Below are 18,253 nucleotides of genomic sequence, written 5' to 3'. Positions count from 1 at the left end.
GTTAGCCGAGTCCCCAGAAAATCACCGCCAGCAATTGCGGGGTGATAATGCGCAGGAACATTACCAGCGGATACACCGTCGCATATGACAGCGCCGCCGCACCGCTGGTGGCATGCAGGTTGTTGGCGAACGCCAGCGCCGGCGGATCGGTCATCGAACCAGCCAACATCCCGCACAGCGTCAGGTAGTTCATTTTGGCAAAAATACGTGCCAGTAAACCGACGGTGATAAGCGGGATAGCGGTAATAAAAATACCGTAGCCCACCCAGCTCAAACCGTCGCCCTTCGTCAGCGTATCGATAAAGTCACCGCCCGATTTCAGCCCCACCACCGCAAGGAACAGCACAATCCCCAGTTCACGTAGCGCAAGGTTCGCACTCGGCGGCATAAACCAGTACAGCTTACCAATGCTGCCAATACGCCCCAGAATCAATGCCATAATCAGCGGCCCGCCCGCCAGGCCTAGTTTTAATGCTACCGGGAAGCCGGGAACAAAGAGCGGAATTGACCCCAACAGCACACCCAGACCGATGCCAATGAACACCGGCAGCATCTGTACCTGTTGCAGTTTTTGCTGGGCGTTACCGACAACATTGGCAACGGCATCAATCGAGGTCGGTCGCCCCACCAGATTGAGGATGTCACCAAATTGCAGACTGGCATCACTGCTGGCTACCAGTTCAACACCCGCACGGTTTAGGCGCGAGATCACCACGTCATAACGCTCTTTAAAGTGCAAATCGCGGATGCGTTTGCCGAGCACTTTTTCGTTGGTCACCACGACACGTTCAACGCGCAAATCGGTCCCCCGGGTCGACAGTGAGGTATCTACCTCCTGACCAATCACCAGTCGTGCGTTATGCAGATCGCCAGGCTGCCCAACCAGGTGCAGCAAATCACCCAGTTGAATCACGGTTCCTGGCGACGGCACCATCAGCGTCTCCTCACGTTTCAGGCGTGAGCAGATAATTTTATCGCTGTTGAGGATCGGCACATCCTGAATCGCCATATTATTCAGGTTTGGGTTCTCAACGCGGATATTGATGGTCTGAATCAACGAATGCCCGTTAGTGAGCGTCGATTCATGCTGCCGCGCTTCCGCTTCCACATTGACGCGGAATATCATGCGCATCAGCCACATGGTCAGCAAAATACCGCAAATCCCAAACGGATACGCCATGGCGTAGCTCATCCCCATCTGGTCCACCAGCTCCATTGGTGTACCCAGATCGCGCAGGATTTGTTGTCCGGCACCCAGCGCTGGGGTATTGGTGACCGCACCGGAGAATATCCCCAGCACCACCGGCAGCGGAATGGCAAAAATTTTATGCAGAATTGCGGTGACCAGCCCACCCATGATGACGATCAAAATCGCAAACAGATTGAGACGCAGGCCAGAAACCCGCAACGAGGCGAAGAACCCCGGTCCCACCTGAATCCCAATGGTGTAGACAAAAAGAATCAGGCCAAATTCCTGGATGAAGTGCAGCATATCGCCGCTCAGCGTCACTCCAGCCTGATCGACGAAGTGACCGACGATGATACCGCCGAACAACACGCCGCCGATGCCAAAGCCGACACCCCGCACCTTGATATTGCCGATCCATAATCCGACAACCGCCACCAACGCCAGAACGCTGACCGTCAATGCTATATCACTCATTTTTTTGTTCCCTGTGAATAACATTTCTATTTAAGTGGATTATGACTGAACCGTTCAGGCATATATGCAGGGTGGCGCACATTCTGATGCTGAAACGACGCTAAAGCGCCCTTATGATGGGCGTTTCCACCTCTTTTTCCTCATCGCAAACTGAAGTTGCTGAATGCTTTCTTCAGGTAATGGCATCACTCCCTACATCCGGGGCTGTCTTCGCGCACAAAAAAGCCCCGTCATTTCTGGCGGGGCAAAGGCAAGGAGCTAAATTAGCTATTTAATGCAGGACGTTCGCTAATGGCAATGCGTTGTGGAGCCACTGCTTCCGGGACGTTACGGGTTAAATCGATATGCAACAACCCGTTAGTAAACGTCGCTCCGGAAACCTCCATATTTTCAGCCAGCGTAAAGCTCAGGCTGAACGACTGGGTGACCAGTCCCTGATGCAACCACTTGGTTTCTTTTTCAGGCTGCTGCGGCGCGCCCTTAACGGTCAGGCGGGTGCCTTCCAGTTGAATATCCAGATCTTCCTGACGGAAACCAGCCAGCGCAAGCGTAATGCGATAGTGATTATCGTCGCTTTTTTCAATGTTATAGGGTGGGAAGCTCTGGCTTTCGCCGGTGTTTTGTAACGCGGTGGCCAGTTTGTCAAAACCGATCCATTGACGCAGCAGTGGGGATAAATCGTAGTTACGCATAATCATAATCTCCTTCTAAGAAGCGAGTGATATCTGCAAATCCGTAGATTCGCATCGGCTCCCTGTCGGCAAGCCTGGGATAACAGGCCGCGTAGCGCGGCCCGACAGAATTAATTGATTTCGATACGGCGCGGTTTGTTCGCTTCCGGAATCACACGCTCGAGATCGATGTACAGCAGACCATTGACCAGATTCGCGCCGCGAACATGGATGTTCTCAGCTAACTGGAACTTACGCTCAAAGTTGCGTTCCGCGATGCCCTGGTAAAGGTAAGTCCGTTCTTTTTGCTCGTCCGCATGCGCACCTTTCACCACCAGCAGGTTATCCTGCGCGGTGATTTCCAGCTCGCTCTCCGCGAAACCGGCAACGGCAATAGCAATGCGGTAATGATTTTCGTCTACCAGCTCAACGTTGTACGGAGGGTAGCCGCCATTACTCTGGCTCTGGTTATTTTCCAGCAGATTAAACAGACGGTCGAAACCAATAGCAGAACGGTATAGCGGGGATAAATCAAAGTTACGCATAATCAATAGCTCCTGAAATCAGCGAGAATGTCATTGACCTTCCATCATGGACAGGCCGGGTAGTCAGAACACCCATCAGGCGTGTTCTTCATTTGCCTACACCATCAAAATGGGTCTGATTGCGAACTTTTCAAGCATCCCTGACTGACTTTTTTTACAGTTTGCTGTCTATTGCATAGACTGGGTGGAAGCGCACTAAACGTTAAAGTGCGATAGCCGCCACAATGCGACGTGATGAGGATGTTATTTCTGGCAAGGGATCGTTATAACTCATCGTGCAAACACCGATGATCAACAGATGAATAAATCATGATAAGAAATGTGTTGTTAACGCTGATGATGTGCAGTGGGATGGTTTTACTGAGTGGTTGCTCCAGCGTAATGTCACATACCGGTGGTAAAGAGGGAACTTATCCTGGCACCCGCGCCAGCGCCGCTATGATAGGAGATGACGAAACAAACTGGGGTACTAAATCGCTGGCCATACTGGATATGCCCTTTACTGCGGTAATGGACACGCTCCTGTTGCCGTGGGATCTGTTCCGCAAAGATAATTCGGTCAGATCGCGTGTCGAAAGAAGCGAGGAGAGAACACAGGTAACCAACTCCGTCATCCCTCCTGCGAAAATGCCGGCTCCCTGATTACCGCCCGGTTTCTGTCATCCACAGCTGACGGAAACCATCTACCTCTTCCATCCACGCCACGAACTGACCGTCTGGCGAAAATACCACGGCATCCGCAGAGGGTGGATTGCCGTGATTCTGGGTTAAAAAGATAATGTCGCCGCTGTGGACATCACAGCAGGCGATACGGTTATCCAGCACAAATCCCAGCCATTTCCCCGACGGGTGCCAGTTAAACGCGGATTGAATGCCCGTGGCATGATGCGTCAACTGGCGAGGCTCGCCTCCCTGGGCCGGGATCAGCCAAAGTTGCACAATCCCCACGTCATCGCGCATCAGGAACGCAATCTCTGTTGCCTGCGGATTGCTGCGCACCCAATGGCGCGGAACCGTCGCCAGCCCGGGAAAGCGGCGTGCATGGGTAAACGTCAGCCGACGCTGGACAACACCGCGCGGCGGTGAGGGCAAGGTTGCGTCGGTGCCTTCCAGAGGGGCCTCTCCTGGCGTTTTCCAGCCCTCCTCATCCTGCGGCAGTTCTACCAGAAACAGCTCAGGCACTTTCTCACCATTGACGGAAAGCGTATCACCGATAAACGCCAGCGCATGATTTCCCACCCAGCCCTCTTCATAGGCACGAGTGATTTCATCGCTGCCCGGCGTGGGGTCAGGCGTTGTCTGGCTGACCAGTACGCACCAGTGACTACCGCTGTATTCACGCGGGTGCTGCGCGGATACCGCCACCGGTCCATAAGGCACCGCGACGCCAACGTTGCGTAAATCCAGTGCCAAATCACGTTCATGCATCACATGGTCGTTATAGGTAAAGCTGACAAACTCGCCGTCAGGGCTGAAAACATGAACATGACTGCCGCCGCGCAGTGCACCCGGCGTGTAGGGAGAAGTGATATCCATCGCGTCCAGATTTGTCACCTGTCCCTGTTCGGCAATCACGCCACGACGATGATGAAAGTCGTATTGCCACGTCGCGTCCGGGTTTTCAGGCCCATGAATAAACACATATTTCTCCGCCTGCGGATGCACTGTTACCACACCGACGTGCGCTCCCTGCGTTGCGCGATAAATCACCTCCCCCTCACCGGTATGGACATTCACCCGTTCAATGGTCTCGCCGGTAAAAGAAGCCCCTGACGGACGGACGTCAAAAACCAGCCAGTGGCTGTCAGGCGTCCAGGTCCGGGTATTGGTAAGCTGATGATTACGCGGCGTAAAGGTGACTTGCTTCATGGGATGCTCGGGTCAAGGACAATTTCATCAATCATACTTCACAAGGACTTCACTTTCAGGCTTTAGCGTAGTGCCAACTTCATTTTTGTGGATAAAGAGATGGAACATTTCGACGTAGCGATTATCGGTCTCGGCCCGGCCGGCGCAGCGCTGGCGCGTAAACTAAGCGGCAAGATGCGTGTGCTTGCGCTGGATAAAAAACGGCAGTGCGGCAACGAGGGGTTTACAAAACCCTGTGGCGGTTTACTGGCGCCGGACGCACAGCGTTCGTTCATCCGCGACGGGATCACGCTACCGGTGGATGTCATTGCCAACCCGCAGATTTTCAGCGTCAAAACGGTGGATGCCGACGCATCGCTGAAGCGCAATTACCAGCGCAGCTACATCAATATTAATCGTCATGCCTTTGATTTATGGATGAAATCATTGATCCCGGATGAGGTACAGGTGTACCACGACAGCCTGTGTCGAAAAATCTGGCGAGAAGAGGGGAAGTGGCACGTGATTTTTCGCGCCGACGGTTGGGAACAGCAGATTACCGCCCGCTATCTGGTGGGTGCCGACGGGGCAAACTCGTTGGTGCGTCGCTATCTTTATCCGGACCATCAGATTCGCAAATATGTCGCCATCCAGCAGTGGTTCGCGGAAAGTCATCCGGTCCCGTTTTACGCCTGTATTTTCGATAACGCCGCAACGGACTGCTACTCCTGGAGTATCAGCAAAGACGGCTATTTCATCTTTGGCGGCGCGTATCCGATGAAGGATGGCCAGGCGCGCTTCGAGGCGCTGAAAGAGAAAATGACTGCGTTTCAATTCCGCTTCGGCACGCCGGTAAAAAGCGAGAAATGTACCGTACTCTTCCCGTCGCGCTGGGCGGATTTCGTCTGCGGCGAAGAGAACGCGTTTCTGATTGGCGAGGCAGCCGGATTTATCAGCGCCAGTTCACTGGAAGGAATTAGCTACGCCCTGGATAGTGCGGAGATCCTCAGGTCCGTACTGATGAAGGATGCGCCGGATATTAACCGCGCTTACCGGAAAGCCACCCGCAAATTGCGCTGCAAGCTATATGGCAAAATCCTGAAGAGTCGCTGTTTGACGGCGCCCGTATTGCGAAACGCGATTATGCGAAGCGGCATCGCGCATATCCCACTTAGCCAGGATGACCAGCCCACCGCAACGTCTGGCGGGCTGGTAAAGGAGTATTAGCCCACGCGTTTTACATCGCCCACCAGCAGGATGTAAGAGAGAGCGCCAATCAGGGCAACCACGGAGATGTAGACCAGCGCAGGGCCAAATCCATAGTCTTGCGCAAGGTAGCCAATCACCAGCGGAACGGTGATCCCACCCAGTCCACCGACAAAGTTAAACACGCCTCCTGTCAGGCCGATAAGACGCATTGGTGCCAGCGAAGAGACCAGAGACCAGGTGATGGAAGCAAACCCGTTGCCGAAGAACGCTATCGCCATCAGGGTCATAATCCACACCGGATCGTTAGTGTAGTTTGCGCCCATAATGCAGGTAGAGATTAACAGGCCGCAGATAATCGGTGTTTTACGCGCCACGCCAAGCGAGAAGCCTTTTTTCACCAACTTATCCGCCAGCCATCCGGAAAGCAGCACGCCAAAGAATGCGGCCAGAAACGGAACGGTGGTCATAAAGCCCGCCTTCAGCGCGGTAATGCCTTTTTCCTGCGTCAGGTAATTCGGGAACCACGTCAGGAAGAACCACAGCGTAGAGGTGACAGCAAACTGGCCCAGATAAACGCCCACCAGCTTCCGGTGGAACACGAGCTTCCAGTCTGCTTTAGTCAGAGGCTGACGCGCCTCTTTCTTAACAGGCGCATCGCCATCCACCAGACCGCCGCCGTCACGAATATAGTCCAGTTCCGCTTTAGTGATACTTTTGGTTAAACGGGGCGGCTGATACACCTTAAACCAGACAAGCGACCAGACAATGCCGATTCCCCCGGTGACAATGAACACCCAGTGCCAGCTCAGCATCTCCTGAATCCAGATCAGCAGCGGAGTCAGGAATGCCAGACCGACAAATTGTCCTGAAGTATAAAAACCGACGGCGGAAGCGCGCTCATGTTCAGGGAACCAGCTCGTCACCATCCTGTTGTTGGTCGGGAAGGCTGGCGCTTCAAAAATCCCGGTAATCGCGCGCAGACCAATCAGCGACATCAACCCGGTGGCGAAACCCTGGAAGAGGGTTGCCACCGACCAGCCAAATATGGCGATGAAGTAGGTCAGGCGCGAGCCAACACGGTCAAGGAACCAGCCCCCCGGAATCTGGCATAGCGTATACAGCCAGGCAAAAGCCGAGAAGACGTAACCCATTTCCGCTTTCGTAATACCAAACTCTTCCTGAATATGCGCCGACGCCACCGCAAGGTTGGCGCGGTCGACATAACAGATGACCACGGTAATAAAGATCATAATCAGCGTCAGGTAACGGCGACGCCCGGTTTTTGCAGCACTAACTGGAATATCCATCGCAATCTGTCTCCAGATTTAGGGCATAGCGAAGCCGCTCACCATGCCCGGTAATTTACAGAGGGTGTTTGTTTTATTTTTAAAATTAAAAAATTACGCTAATGCGCTAAATAATTCGTGCTGGGGGAAGGCGGCTAGTTTTCGCATCCCCGGGAGCATACAAAAGTATGTGACCGGGGTAAGAAAACGCAGCCAACGCACCACCAGCGCGAAGTATGACGCGCATTTACCACTCGGCGACCGAACCATCCTCATGACGCCACAGCGGATTACGCCAGTCCGGCGCATTTTTGCTTAGCTCAATGACTTTGGCTTCATCAATATCCACGCCAAGGCCCGGCTTCATTAATGGTTTAAAGAACCCGCCTTCCATGTTGAAATCGTCTTTGTTTTTCACAAAGTCGAGCAGTTCCGCGCCCTTGTTATAGTGAATCCCCATGCTCTGTTCCTGGAACACGGCATTACGTGAAACAAAGTCGACATGCAGACACGCTGCCAGCGCAATCGGTCCCAGCGGACAGTGCGGGGCTAGCGCCACATCATAAGCTTCCGCCATTGCGGCAATTTTGTAACACTCGGTAATACCGCCCGCATGTGACAGGTCCGGCTGCAAAATCGCCAGCCCGCCCGTTTCCAGCACCCGTTTAAACTCGAAGCGCGAGAACATACGTTCACCCGCCGCGATCGGAATATGGGTCTGTTCCGCCAGTTTCGGGTAGTACTCTGCCTGTTCCGCCAGCACCGGCTCTTCAATAAACAGCGGGCGATAAGGCTCCAGCTCTTTAATCAGCACTTTCGCCATCGGCGCGCTGACGCGTCCGTGGAAATCCAGACCAAACTCAATTTCATTGCCAAAGGCTTCGCGGATTTGCGCCACGGTGTTGACCGCGCGATCGACCGCCCGTGAATTATCAATCACGCCCATCTCTTCGCAGCCGTTGAGCTTGAAGGTGTCAAAGCCGATATTCCGCAATTGCTTAATGCCGTCGATCACTTCCGCAGGACGATCGCCGCCAACCCAGCTGTAGGCTTTGATTTTGTCGCGTACCAGGCCGCCCATCAGTTGCCAGACCGGCGCGTTCAGCACTTTACCTTTGATATCCCACAATGCCTGGTCGATGCCAGCGATGGCGCTCATCAGTATCGGGCCGCCGCGGTAGAAACCTGCGCGATACATTACCTGCCACAGGTCATTAATGCGCGCCGGGTCCTGACCAATCAGGTAATCGCCCAGTTCATGCACCGCCGCTTCGACGGTACGGGCGCGGCCTTCAATCACCGGCTCGCCCCAACCAACAACACCTTCGTCGGTTTCAATTTTCAGGAACATCCAACGTGGAGGTAAACGGTACGTGGTGAGTTTGGTTATTTTCATTTCACTGCCTCTCGATATGCCTTAACAAATGCTGCCGCCTGCTGCGCGGTGCGCGCTACGGACTGCCCGGCGCGATACAGATCGCTGCCCAGTCCCGCACCCACACACCCGGCTTTCATCCACTGCGCCAGGTTGTCTGGCGTTACGCCGCCCACGGCAAAGACCGGTACACTGGCGGGTAATACCGCTTTCAGCGCTTTGATGTAATCCGGTCCAAAGGCCGATGACGGGAAAATTTTCAGCGCCTGCGCGCCAGCATCCAACGCGGTAAAGGCTTCTGTGGCGGTGGCGCATCCCGGACAGACCGTCATGCCGTAACCCACCGCACGGCGAATGACCTCCGCATTGATATTTGGCGTCACAATGAGCCGACAGCCCATCTTCGCCAGGCGATCCACCTGCTCCGGTTGTAATACCGTTCCGGCACCGATCAGCGCGTTATCGCCAAACGCATCCACCACGGCCGGAATGCTCTTTTCCCACTCGGGGGAGTTAAGCGGGATCTCCACCGCGTCAAATCCGGCGTCGATCACTGCGCCAACGTGCTCAAGCGCCTCCTCGGGGGTAATGCCGCGCAAAATCGCAATAAGCGGAAGATTAGTTTGCCACTGCATGGGCGATGCTCCTTATACCTGCCTGAAATGCCGTATCGCCGGGGACCGCGGAAACGTCACGCCCCATGGCGTGGAACGCCTGCTGATAGCGTGATGTCAGCGATGCGCCTGCGACAATCGTGATGGCCTGCTCGTGCGCGATGAAATCACGCATGCTGGCGACCTCTGCGCCAATCAACAGGCCAGAGAGAAACTCACTGACCTGCTCGCGCGGGAGATTTCCCAGCACGTGCGAGGCACGAACCTCAAAAAGTTGTGGCAAAACGGCAGGGGAGTCGATCCCGCGCGCAAGCCCGGCGGCAAAGGCGTCTGAAGAGGTTTGCTGTTCCGGCAAACCAGCGCCCACCAGCGAGTGTTGCAGGAGCAAATGGTGTAGTTCACCGGTCATCACGGTACGAAAATCGTGAATTTGCTCTGCGTCAGCCTGCACCCATTTGCAGTGCGTCCCCGGCATGACATAGACAGAAGAAGGAGAAAGCGTGCGTGCGCCGAGCAGTTGTGTCTCTTCGCCGCGCATCACATTGTGGTTATCGTCGCGCGAAACACACAAGCCAGGAATTATCCAGACATTGTCGCCAATGGGCGTTAACTGCTCACCAATGGCAGCGAAAGAGGCAGGAACCGACAGATACGGGGCAATCTTCCAGCCCACGTTGCTACCGACCATTCCGGCCATGACCACCGGTGTGACGCTGTCGCGCCAGTTTTGTGTGACTTCTGCTAACACCGCCTCGGGGGATTTACCGTTCAGACGCGTAACGCCTGCTTCTGATTGCCTGCTTTCCAGGCATTTGTCGCCCTGGTAAAGCCAGGCGCGCAAATTGGTCGATCCCCAGTCAATTGCGATGTAGCGAGCTGTCATGTAATTTCCTTCAACCTTCGTGTCGAGCTGGCGATCATGGTCAGGGCCGCCTGCTCTGCCGCATTGCTATCCTGATGCCGTATCGCATCGAATAGCGCCTTATGTTCCTGGAGCGTTTTTGGCATGTTGGCTTCATCGCCCATCCAGGTCCGTTCAAATACCGCCCGCTGAAGCGAAGTGATTGCCACGCTCAGCTGTTGCAAAACCGGGTTATGCACTGACTGCAATACCGCCTCGTGATAGCGGATATCCGCTTCATTAAAGGCCTCCCGATCCTGGTTGTTGGCGATCATGTCATTGAGCGCCGATTCAATTTCAGCCAAATCACTCGAGGTCGCGCGTTCCGCTGCCCAGCGGGCAATCGCGGGTTCCACCAGATTTCGGACCTCGCTCATCGCACTGATGAGCCGCGGGTCGTAATCGTTTTCCAGTACCCATTGCAACACGTCGGTATCGAGGTAATTCCACTGATTCCGCGATGTGACAAAGGCGCCACGATAACGCTTCATTTCAATCAGCCGCTTTGCCATTAGCGAGCGGAACACTTCGCGAATGATATTGCGTGAGGTTTCAAACTCCTCACACAGCTCCGCTTCCGCGGGGAGCGCCGCCCCGGGTACGTATTTACCGCTGACAATCTGTTTACCCAGCGTGATCACGATGCGATCGGTTTTATTGAGAGTCATGGAGAGTCCTTTTGCTCTGGAAGGTCCTCTCTACTTTATCGTTATTGCTGAAAACCGCCTCACTTTTGTAGTACTAACGTGATGCTATACAGTGTTGCGATGCGCTCAATGTAGTACAACATAGATATGTTGTACTACAATTTAGATCACAAAAACGACAATCGGTAATGAAAATGTTATGAGGAGTAAACGGCGGGGATAAAAAAACCCGCGATCAACGCGGGTCATGGCAAACCATCCAGAGGGATTACTTCAGGACGTGCTGCTCAATGGCATACGCAACGCCATCTTCCAGATTTGATTTGGTGACAAAGTTGGCAATCTCTTTCACCAGGGGAATGGCGTTATCCATCGCTACCCCAAGCCCGGCATACTCGATCATCGCGATGTCATTTTCCTGATCGCCAATCGCCATAATTTCTTCCGGTTTGATGCCCAGCGCATCAGCCAGTGATTTCACACCAGTGCCTTTATTGACGCGTTTATCGAGGATTTCGAGGAAGTACGGCGCACTTTTCAGCACGGTATATTTCTCTTTCACTTCTGCCGGAATACGGGCGATGGCCTGATCGAGGATCGCGGGCTCATCAATCATCATCACTTTCAGGAACTGGGTTTGCGGATCCATCTTTTCCGCTTCGCAGAACACCAGTGGAATGGTCGCGACATAGGATTCATGTACGGTGTAATAGCTGATATCACGGTTTGCGGTATACAGCGTGGTACGGTCCAGCGCGTGGAAGTGCGAGCCGACCTCGCGGGAGAGTTTTTCCAGATAGCGGTAATCGTCATAGCTCAGCGCGGTTTGTGCGACAGTGCTACCATCGCCCGCTTTCTGCACCAGCGCACCGTTATAGGTAATGCAGTAGTCACCGGGTTGTTCCATATGCAGCTCTTTCAGATAGTTGTGTACACCCGCATACGGACGACCGGTGGTCAGTACCACGTTTACCCCTTTTTCACGGGCTGCGGCAATCGCACGTTTAACCGCCGGTGAAATGGTGTGATCGGGTAACAGAAGGGTGCCATCCATATCAATAGCAATGAGTTTGATAGCCATGAATTCCCCGCATTCAATGAGTCCTGACTCATGCTAACGCGATTCCGCTCAAAAAACAGCAGCGAAAAGGGGGATAAGAAGGGGAATCACGATTCCCCTTTTGACGATCAATTGTAGGCCTGATAAGCAACGCGCCATCAGGCATCACGCAGGATCTTGCCGGATGGCGGCGTAAAACCGCCTTATCCGGCCTATAGACAGGGATTAGATATCGATATTTGCCGCTTTCAGGGCGTTCTCTTCGATAAACGCACGACGTGGTTCTACGGCGTCGCCCATCAGCGTGGTGAACAACTGGTCAGCAGCAATCGCATCCTTCACGGTAACGCGTAACATGCGACGGCTTTCCGGATCCATGGTGGTTTCCCACAGCTGATCCGGGTTCATCTCGCCCAGACCTTTATAACGCTGAATAGCCAGACCACGACGTGACTCTTTCACCAGCCAGTCCAGCGCCTGTTCGAAGCTGGCAACCGGTTGACGACGTTCACCACGTTCGATGAAGGCATCTTCTTCCATCAGGCCGCGCAGTTTTTCACCCAGCGTGCAGATACGGCGGTATTCCGCCCCCGTTACAAACTCGTGATCCAGCGCGTAGTCGGTGTCCACACCGTGGGTACGCACACGCACGATCGGTTCAAACAGATTCTGTTCCGTATTATGCTGGATATCGAACTTCCACTGGCTACCGTGCTGCTCTTTCTCATTTAGCTCGGTAATTAGCGCGTTCACCCAACGGGTCACGGTCTGCTCGTCTGAAAGATTGTCTTCAGTCAGCGTCGGCTGATACACCAGCTCTTTCAGCATTGCTTTCGGGAAGCGACGCTCCATACGACCAATCATTTTCTGCGTGGCGTTGTACTCAGAAACCAGTTTTTCTAACGCTTCACCAGACAGCGCCGGTGCGCTGGCGTTGGTGTGCAGCGTAGCACCGTCCAGCGCGATGGAGATCTGGTACTGGTCCATCGCCTCATCGTCTTTAATGTACTGTTCCTGCTTGCCTTTCTTCACTTTATACAGCGGCGGCTGGGCAATGTAGACGTGGCCACGCTCAACAATTTCTGGCATCTGACGATAGAAGAAGGTCAACAGCAGCGTACGAATATGCGAGCCATCGACGTCCGCATCGGTCATGATAATGATGCTGTGATAGCGCAGTTTGTCCGGGTTGTACTCGTCACGACCGATACCGCAACCGAGCGCGGTGATCAGCGTCGCCACTTCCTGCGAAGAGAGCATCTTGTCGAAGCGCGCTTTCTCTACGTTGAGGATCTTACCCTTCAGCGGCAGAATCGCCTGGTTCTTGCGGTTACGCCCCTGTTTTGCAGAGCCGCCCGCGGAGTCCCCTTCCACAAGGTACAGTTCGGACAGCGCCGGGTCGCGTTCCTGGCAATCCGCCAGTTTGCCAGGCAGACCCGCCAGATCCAGCGCCCCTTTACGACGCGTCATTTCACGCGCACGGCGGGCTGCTTCACGGGCACGGGCCGCATCAATAATTTTACCGACCACGATTTTGGCGTCAGACGGGTTTTCCAGCAGGTATTCGCTCAGCAGTTCGTTCATCTGCTGTTCTACCGCCGATTTCACCTCAGAGGAGACCAGTTTATCTTTGGTCTGCGAGGAGAACTTCGGATCCGGCACCTTCACGGACACCACGGCAATCAGACCTTCACGGGCATCATCACCGGTAGCGCTGACTTTCGCTTTTTTGCTGTAGCCTTCTTTGTCCATGTAGGCGTTCAGGGTACGGGTCATCGCCGCACGGAAACCTGCCAGGTGCGTACCGCCGTCACGCTGCGGAATGTTGTTAGTAAAGCAGTAGATGTTTTCCTGGAAGCCGTCGTTCCATTGCAGTGCAACTTCCACGCCGATACCGTCTTTTTCGGTGGAGAAATAGAAGATATTCGGGTGGATTGGCGTTTTGTTCTTGTTCAGATACTCAACGAACGCCCTGATGCCACCTTCATAGTGGAAATGGTCTTCTTTACCATCGCGCTTGTCTTTCAGGCGAATAGAGACGCCAGAGTTCAGGAACGACAGTTCGCGCAGACGCTTCGCCAGAATCTCGTATTCGAACTCCGTGACGTTAGTGAAGGTTTCGTGGCTCGGCCAGAAACGCACCATCGTACCGGTTTTATCGGTATCGCCAGTGACTGCCAGCGGTGCCTGCGGAACGCCGTGCTCGTAGATCTGACGGTGGATTTTGTTATCGCGCTGGATAACCAGTTCCAGTTTCTGCGACAGGGCGTTCACCACGGAGACACCCACACCGTGCAGACCGCCGGAGACTTTATAGGAGTTATCGTCGAATTTACCGCCTGCGTGCAGAACGGTCATGATCACTTCCGCCGCCGATACGCCTTCTTCCGGGTGAATACCGGTCGGGATGCCGCGTCCATCATCCTGTACGGAGACAGAGTTGTCGGCATGGATGGTGACAATAATGTCTTTACAGTGACCCGCGAGCGCTTCGTCGATAGCGTTATCTACCACCTCGAATACCATGTGGTGCAGACCGGTGCCGTCATCCGTATCGCCGATATACATACCCGGGCGCTTACGCACCGCATCCAGTCCTTTCAGGACTTTGATACTGGAGGAGTCATAAGAATTCGACATCAACGTTTCTCGCTCATTTAAACTTGGGTTAATCCGTTATTTTACCCTTTTCCACGGTGAACATCTTCGAATTTTTGTCCGACATGTCCAGAACGTGTTCAGCGCTGATTGCGCTGACAAAGACCTGTGATTGTGTCGCTTTTAATCGACTGGCTAACAGACCGCGACGCGCATCATCAAGCTCTGAGGCAAAATCATCTATCAGGTAGAGACACCGCCGCCCGCTTTCACGGGTGAGGAACTCCCCTTGCGCCAGACGTAAGGCGCACATTAGCAGCTTTAACTGCCCACGCGACAAGGTATCTTCTACCGGCGCACCGTCGGCGCGAATGCGGAAATCCGCTTTATGCGGGCCGTGCGCGGTGTAAGTCAACATGCGGTCGCGTTCAAAACCACGTTCCAGCACCTCGGCATAATCAGTCTCTTTCTCCCAGCCGCGCTGAAAAGAGAAGGAGAGAGAAAATTCAGGAAGAAACTGCTGGCAAGTATCCGCCATATCCTGTGCGATACCGGCGCTGTACTCCGCGCGCCAGGTGCTGATTTGTTCCGCCAGCGGGATCAGTTCTTTATCCCACGGACGCAGTTGCTCGTAACGACTCACCTGGCGCAGCGCCGCATTGCGCTGCTTGAGCAGACGCTTCAGGTTGCTCCAGGCGGTGAAGAATCCAGCTTCATTGTGAAAGCATCCCCAATCGAGGAACGCTCTTCTGTATTTGGGGCCGCCGTTGAGTAAAGTAAACCCCTCAGGGGTGATCAGTTGCATCGGCATCAACAGCGCCAGCTCCGCCACCTTGTGGCCGTCAGTGCCGTCGATACGCACTTTACTGTCACCCAGCTTATCTTTGGTTAACCCAATCGAGGTTTCCCGCTCATTTCCCTGCAATCGCCCATGAAGAACAAACGACTCCTGCTCGTGACGAATGACGCGACCAATCTGCAAACTGCGAAACGCCCGGCCGTGGCCGAGCGTATAGATGGCTTCCAGAACGCTGGTTTTACCGCTGCCGTTCGCGCCAACCAGGAAATTAAAGCCGGGGGATAACGCGAGATCCGCATTTTCAATATTGCGGAAATCTTTGATTAAGAGTCGGGATAGCGACATATTTCAGAGCATCATCCAGGGGGCGTGAGTGTCGCAGTCAGTTCGTTTACCGCCAGCGCACAGAAAGCGGAGCGTACACGAAGTACGTGAGCATTTCGAGCACTGCCGGGAAACGAAATGGCAAGTAAACCAGCCCCTTTCAGATTCTACAATCTCATTGGCATAACAACGTAAGCCGCACTTTGCGACGCCGCATCTTCAATTTGTACGCTCGACACGGAGTCAGTCAGCATGATGCGCACGTTTTCACACTTCAGCGCATTCAGGACATCTAATACGTAGCTGACGTTAAAGCCGATCTCCATTTCAGTCCCCGGGTAGGTGACATCCAGAATCTCTTCGGCTTCTTCCTGTTCCGGGTTGTTCGCCGTGATTTTGAGCTGATTTTCACTCACATACAGACGCACGCCGCGGAATTTCTCGTTCGACAGGATCGCCGCGCGGGCAAAAGCCTGCTTGAGGATATCGCAGCCGGCTTCCAGATGTTTATCCGGATTCTTCGGCAGTACGCGACGGTAATCCGGGAAACGGCCGTCCACCAGCTTAGACGTAAAGATAAAGTCGCCAACGTGTGCGCGGATGTTGTTGCTGCCAATCTGCACGCGCAGCGGGTTATCGCCGCCGTCGAGCATACGCATCAGTTCAATCACACCTTTACGCGGCACGATCACCGAATGGTTGGGCAGCGACTGACCAACAGGCATAGAGCAAACCGCCAGACGGTGACCATCAGTTGCCACGGTACGCAACTCTTCACCTTCGGTCTCAAACAGCATGCCGTTTAAGTAGTAACGCACGTCCTGATGAGCCATGGAGAACTGCGTGGCTTCAATCAGACGCTTCATCGTCGCCTGCGGCAGGGTGAATTCTACCTCGCTCTGCCAGTCATCCAGATTCGGGAAGTCGGCGGCAGGCAGCGTGGACAGCGAAAAACGACTGCGGCCCGAACGTACCAGCATGCGATCGCCTTCCAGCTGGACGGCGATTTCCGCCCCTTCCGGTAGGCCACGGCAGATATCAAAGAACTTCCGCGCCGGGACAGTGGTGGCGCCGGGCTCATGCGGCTGAATCAACGCAACGCGGGCCACCATTTCCATTTCAAGATCGGTACCCGTCAGCGAAAGCGCACCGTCAGCCACCTGCAGCAACAGGTTGCCAAGAATAGGCAGCGTAGGACGACCACCCAGCGGGCCGCTGACCTGCTGAAGCGGCTTTAATAAATGTTCACGTTCAACGGTAAATTTCATAGCGTCACGAAGATAATGTTCTGATTAAGTTTGAGAAATCTTCTTTAATATCATGGCTTTCTTCACGCAACTGCTCAATCTTACGGCAGGCATGAAGCACCGTAGTGTGGTCGCGGCCACCAAACGCATCGCCAATTTCCGGCAAGCTGTGGTTGGTGAGCTCTTTCGCCAACGCCATGGCCATCTGACGCGGACGCGCTACCGAGCGAGAACGACGCTTGGACAGCAAATCCGCAATTTTAATTTTGTAATACTCCGCCACCGTCTTCTGAATATTGTCGATGGTGACCAGTTTTTCCTGTAACGCCAGCAGATCGCGCAGCGCTTCGCGAACGAAGTCGATGGTAATCGCCCGACCGGTAAAGTTGGCGTTGGCAATCACACGGTTCAGTGCCCCTTCCAGCTCACGCACGTTAGAGCGTAGACGCTTGGCAATAAAGAAGGCCACTTCACCCGGCAGACGAATATCATTTTCGTCGGCCTTTTTCATCAGGATCGCCACGCGCGTTTCCAGTTCTGGCGGTTCGATCGCCACCGTCAGCCCCCAGCCGAAGCGGGATTTCAGACGATCCTCAACGCCGTTGATCTCTTTTGGATAACGATCCGAAGTCAAAATGATCTGCTGATTACCTTCAAGAAGGGCGTTAAAGGTGTGGAAAAATTCTTCCTGAGATCGTTCTTTATTAGCGAAGAACTGGATGTCATCGATGAGGAGGGCGTCGACGGAACGATAATAGCGTTTAAACTCTTCGATCGCGTTGTTTTGCAGGGCTTTTACCATGTCCTGGACAAAGCGTTCGGAGTGCATATACACCACTTTGGCATTAGGTTTGCGCGCCATAATGCCGTTTCCCACCGCGTGCAACAGGTGGGTTTTACCCAGACCGGTGCCGCCATAAAGGAACAGCGGATTATAGGCGCCACCAGGATTGTCCGCCACCTGACGCGCCGCCGCGCGAGCCAACTGGTTGGATTTACCTTCAACGAAGTTATCAAACGTGTGTTTGACGTTAACGTTAGAGCGATAGGTGGGTTCTGCCGGCGCAGGCACATTGTCCCAGCCAGGACGCGCCGCGACAGGCGACGCGCGCTGCGGCTGAACCTGGTGCGCCACCTGAGCCGGTGCGGCGACGTTGTTGTTCACGGGCGCCTTCAGCGTCTGGCTGACGGGCTTCGTCCCGACCTCAAAACGCAGTTGCGGGGCATCTGCACCGCAGAAGTTATTCAGCAGCCCATTGATATTGTTAAGGTACTTGTCTCTTACCCAATCGAGCACAAAACGGTTTGGCGCATACAAAGCCAGCGTGTTATCGCTCAGTTCCGCCTGCAAAGGGCGTATCCACATACTGAATTCTGTGGCTGGTAACTCATCCTGCAATCGGGCAAGACACTGCTGCCAAAGCGAAAGTGACACGGCGGACTCCACTCGAACAAAAGTCGATAAA

At 54.1% G+C, this 18,253-nt stretch carries 16 protein-coding genes and 1 other annotated feature; of the genes, 2 read left to right on the top strand and 14 right to left on the bottom strand.

The window, feature by feature from the left end; genetic code table 11:
- Window position 1: 1 nt before the first annotated feature.
- The 3 genes from KI228_RS00080 to ibpA all read right to left on the bottom strand — a co-directional run bounded on the left by KI228_RS00080 (window position 2) and on the right by ibpA (window position 2,879).
- A complete protein-coding gene (locus KI228_RS00080) occupies window positions 2–1,663 on the bottom strand; it encodes a putative transporter (RefSeq protein ID WP_042323501.1) in 1,662 nt (553 codons plus the stop codon).
- A gap of 263 nt (window positions 1,664–1,926) precedes the next feature.
- A complete protein-coding gene (ibpB, locus tag KI228_RS00075) occupies window positions 1,927–2,355 on the bottom strand; it encodes a small heat shock chaperone IbpB (protein ID WP_042323616.1) in 429 nt (142 codons plus the stop codon).
- A 110-nt stretch (window positions 2,356–2,465) separates the two neighbouring features.
- Window positions 2,466–2,879: a small heat shock chaperone IbpA gene (gene ibpA / locus KI228_RS00070; protein WP_006687722.1), complete on the bottom strand. Its 414-nt coding sequence runs from the start codon at window positions 2,877–2,879 to the stop codon at window positions 2,466–2,468.
- Window positions 2,873–2,947 (bottom strand) — a sequence feature (ROSE (Repression Of Heat Shock gene Expression) occurs in the 5'-region of heat shock genes and acts as an RNA thermometer to modulate expression.). Its footprint overlaps the gene before it by 7 nt.
- Before the next feature lie 241 nt (window positions 2,948–3,188).
- Between ibpA and KI228_RS00065 the strand changes: the two genes are divergently transcribed.
- On the top strand, window positions 3,189–3,521 hold the full coding sequence (locus KI228_RS00065; RefSeq protein ID WP_042323504.1) for a YceK/YidQ family lipoprotein: 333 nt from the start codon (window positions 3,189–3,191) through the stop codon (window positions 3,519–3,521).
- Here KI228_RS00065 and KI228_RS00060 read toward each other — a convergent pair whose 3' ends face one another.
- Window positions 3,522–4,748, bottom strand: coding sequence for a YidR family protein (locus tag KI228_RS00060; RefSeq protein ID WP_042323505.1), 1,227 nt, complete (start codon window positions 4,746–4,748; stop codon window positions 3,522–3,524).
- Window positions 4,749–4,847: 99 nt separating this feature from the next.
- Between KI228_RS00060 and cbrA the strand changes: the two genes are divergently transcribed.
- Entirely contained in the window at window positions 4,848–5,954 is a 1,107-nt protein-coding gene (cbrA, locus tag KI228_RS00055; protein WP_042323508.1) for a colicin M resistance lipid reductase CbrA, read from the top strand.
- Here the strand turns inward: cbrA and KI228_RS00050 are convergent.
- The 10 genes from KI228_RS00050 to dnaA form a co-directional block, all read right to left on the bottom strand.
- A complete protein-coding gene (locus tag KI228_RS00050) occupies window positions 5,951–7,243 on the bottom strand; it encodes an MFS transporter (RefSeq protein WP_141227364.1) in 1,293 nt (430 codons plus the stop codon). The two genes, cbrA and KI228_RS00050, sit on opposite strands and share 4 nt — an antisense overlap.
- A 226-nt stretch (window positions 7,244–7,469) precedes the next feature.
- Window positions 7,470–8,618 carry a galactonate dehydratase gene (dgoD, locus tag KI228_RS00045; protein ID WP_061069409.1) on the bottom strand — a complete coding sequence of 383 codons (1,149 nt, stop codon included), beginning with the start codon at window positions 8,616–8,618 and terminating at the stop codon, window positions 7,470–7,472.
- On the bottom strand, window positions 8,615–9,232 hold the full coding sequence (locus KI228_RS00040; RefSeq protein WP_042998728.1) for a 2-dehydro-3-deoxy-6-phosphogalactonate aldolase: 618 nt from the start codon (window positions 9,230–9,232) through the stop codon (window positions 8,615–8,617). Before KI228_RS00040 ends, dgoD begins: the two co-directional genes overlap by 4 nt.
- Entirely contained in the window at window positions 9,216–10,094 is an 879-nt protein-coding gene (locus tag KI228_RS00035) for a 2-dehydro-3-deoxygalactonokinase (protein WP_061069410.1), read from the bottom strand. The genes KI228_RS00040 and KI228_RS00035 overlap by 17 nt, the downstream gene beginning before the upstream one ends.
- Window positions 10,091–10,780 carry a D-galactonate utilization transcriptional regulator DgoR gene (gene dgoR / locus KI228_RS00030; RefSeq protein ID WP_042998730.1) on the bottom strand — a complete coding sequence of 230 codons (690 nt, stop codon included), beginning with the start codon at window positions 10,778–10,780 and terminating at the stop codon, window positions 10,091–10,093. Before dgoR ends, KI228_RS00035 begins: the two co-directional genes overlap by 4 nt.
- 247 nt (window positions 10,781–11,027) lie before the next feature.
- Complete coding sequence (yidA, locus tag KI228_RS00025) at window positions 11,028–11,840, bottom strand: sugar-phosphatase (RefSeq protein ID WP_061069412.1); 813 nt, start codon at window positions 11,838–11,840, stop codon at window positions 11,028–11,030.
- 204 nt (window positions 11,841–12,044) lie between these two features.
- Window positions 12,045–14,459 carry a DNA topoisomerase (ATP-hydrolyzing) subunit B gene (gene gyrB / locus KI228_RS00020; protein ID WP_042998732.1) on the bottom strand — a complete coding sequence of 805 codons (2,415 nt, stop codon included), beginning with the start codon at window positions 14,457–14,459 and terminating at the stop codon, window positions 12,045–12,047.
- A gap of 28 nt (window positions 14,460–14,487) precedes the next feature.
- Complete coding sequence (gene recF, locus KI228_RS00015; RefSeq protein ID WP_042998733.1) at window positions 14,488–15,561, bottom strand: DNA replication/repair protein RecF; 1,074 nt, start codon at window positions 15,559–15,561, stop codon at window positions 14,488–14,490.
- Between the two features lie 146 nt (window positions 15,562–15,707).
- Window positions 15,708–16,808, bottom strand: a complete 1,101-nt coding sequence (gene dnaN, locus KI228_RS00010) for a DNA polymerase III subunit beta (protein WP_042998734.1) — start codon at window positions 16,806–16,808, stop codon at window positions 15,708–15,710.
- 4 nt (window positions 16,809–16,812) lie between these two features.
- Entirely contained in the window at window positions 16,813–18,222 is a 1,410-nt protein-coding gene (gene dnaA, locus KI228_RS00005) for a chromosomal replication initiator protein DnaA (protein ID WP_042998735.1), read from the bottom strand.
- Between the last annotated feature and the right edge of the window lie 31 nt (window positions 18,223–18,253).

The sequence above is a fragment of the Citrobacter amalonaticus genome (genome assembly GCF_018323885.1).
Lineage (GTDB): Bacteria > Pseudomonadota > Gammaproteobacteria > Enterobacterales > Enterobacteriaceae > Citrobacter_A > Citrobacter_A amalonaticus.
Note: the sequence above shows the minus strand (reverse complement) of the source record. Positions and strands in the feature narration are given on the sequence as shown.

Excerpts from the sequence above, each read along its gene's own strand:
- KI228_RS00080 (WP_042323501.1), bottom strand. The coding sequence starts at position 1,663 with ATGAGTGATATAGCATTGACGGTCAGCGTTCTGGCGTTGGTGGCGGTT.
- ibpB (WP_042323616.1), bottom strand. The coding sequence starts at position 2,355 with ATGCGTAACTACGATTTATCCCCACTGCTGCGTCAATGGATCGGTTTT.
- ibpA (WP_006687722.1), bottom strand. The coding sequence starts at position 2,879 with ATGCGTAACTTTGATTTATCCCCGCTATACCGTTCTGCTATTGGTTTC.
- KI228_RS00065 (WP_042323504.1), top strand. The coding sequence starts at position 3,189 with ATGATAAGAAATGTGTTGTTAACGCTGATGATGTGCAGTGGGATGGTT.
- KI228_RS00060 (WP_042323505.1), bottom strand. The coding sequence starts at position 4,748 with ATGAAGCAAGTCACCTTTACGCCGCGTAATCATCAGCTTACCAATACC.
- cbrA (WP_042323508.1), top strand. The coding sequence starts at position 4,848 with ATGGAACATTTCGACGTAGCGATTATCGGTCTCGGCCCGGCCGGCGCA.
- KI228_RS00050 (WP_141227364.1), bottom strand. The coding sequence starts at position 7,243 with ATGGATATTCCAGTTAGTGCTGCAAAAACCGGGCGTCGCCGTTACCTG.
- dgoD (WP_061069409.1), bottom strand. The coding sequence starts at position 8,618 with ATGAAAATAACCAAACTCACCACGTACCGTTTACCTCCACGTTGGATG.
- KI228_RS00040 (WP_042998728.1), bottom strand. The coding sequence starts at position 9,232 with ATGCAGTGGCAAACTAATCTTCCGCTTATTGCGATTTTGCGCGGCATT.
- KI228_RS00035 (WP_061069410.1), bottom strand. The coding sequence starts at position 10,094 with ATGACAGCTCGCTACATCGCAATTGACTGGGGATCGACCAATTTGCGC.
- dgoR (WP_042998730.1), bottom strand. The coding sequence starts at position 10,780 with ATGACTCTCAATAAAACCGATCGCATCGTGATCACGCTGGGTAAACAG.
- yidA (WP_061069412.1), bottom strand. The coding sequence starts at position 11,840 with ATGGCTATCAAACTCATTGCTATTGATATGGATGGCACCCTTCTGTTA.
- gyrB (WP_042998732.1), bottom strand. The coding sequence starts at position 14,459 with ATGTCGAATTCTTATGACTCCTCCAGTATCAAAGTCCTGAAAGGACTG.
- recF (WP_042998733.1), bottom strand. The coding sequence starts at position 15,561 with ATGTCGCTATCCCGACTCTTAATCAAAGATTTCCGCAATATTGAAAAT.
- dnaN (WP_042998734.1), bottom strand. The coding sequence starts at position 16,808 with ATGAAATTTACCGTTGAACGTGAACATTTATTAAAGCCGCTTCAGCAG.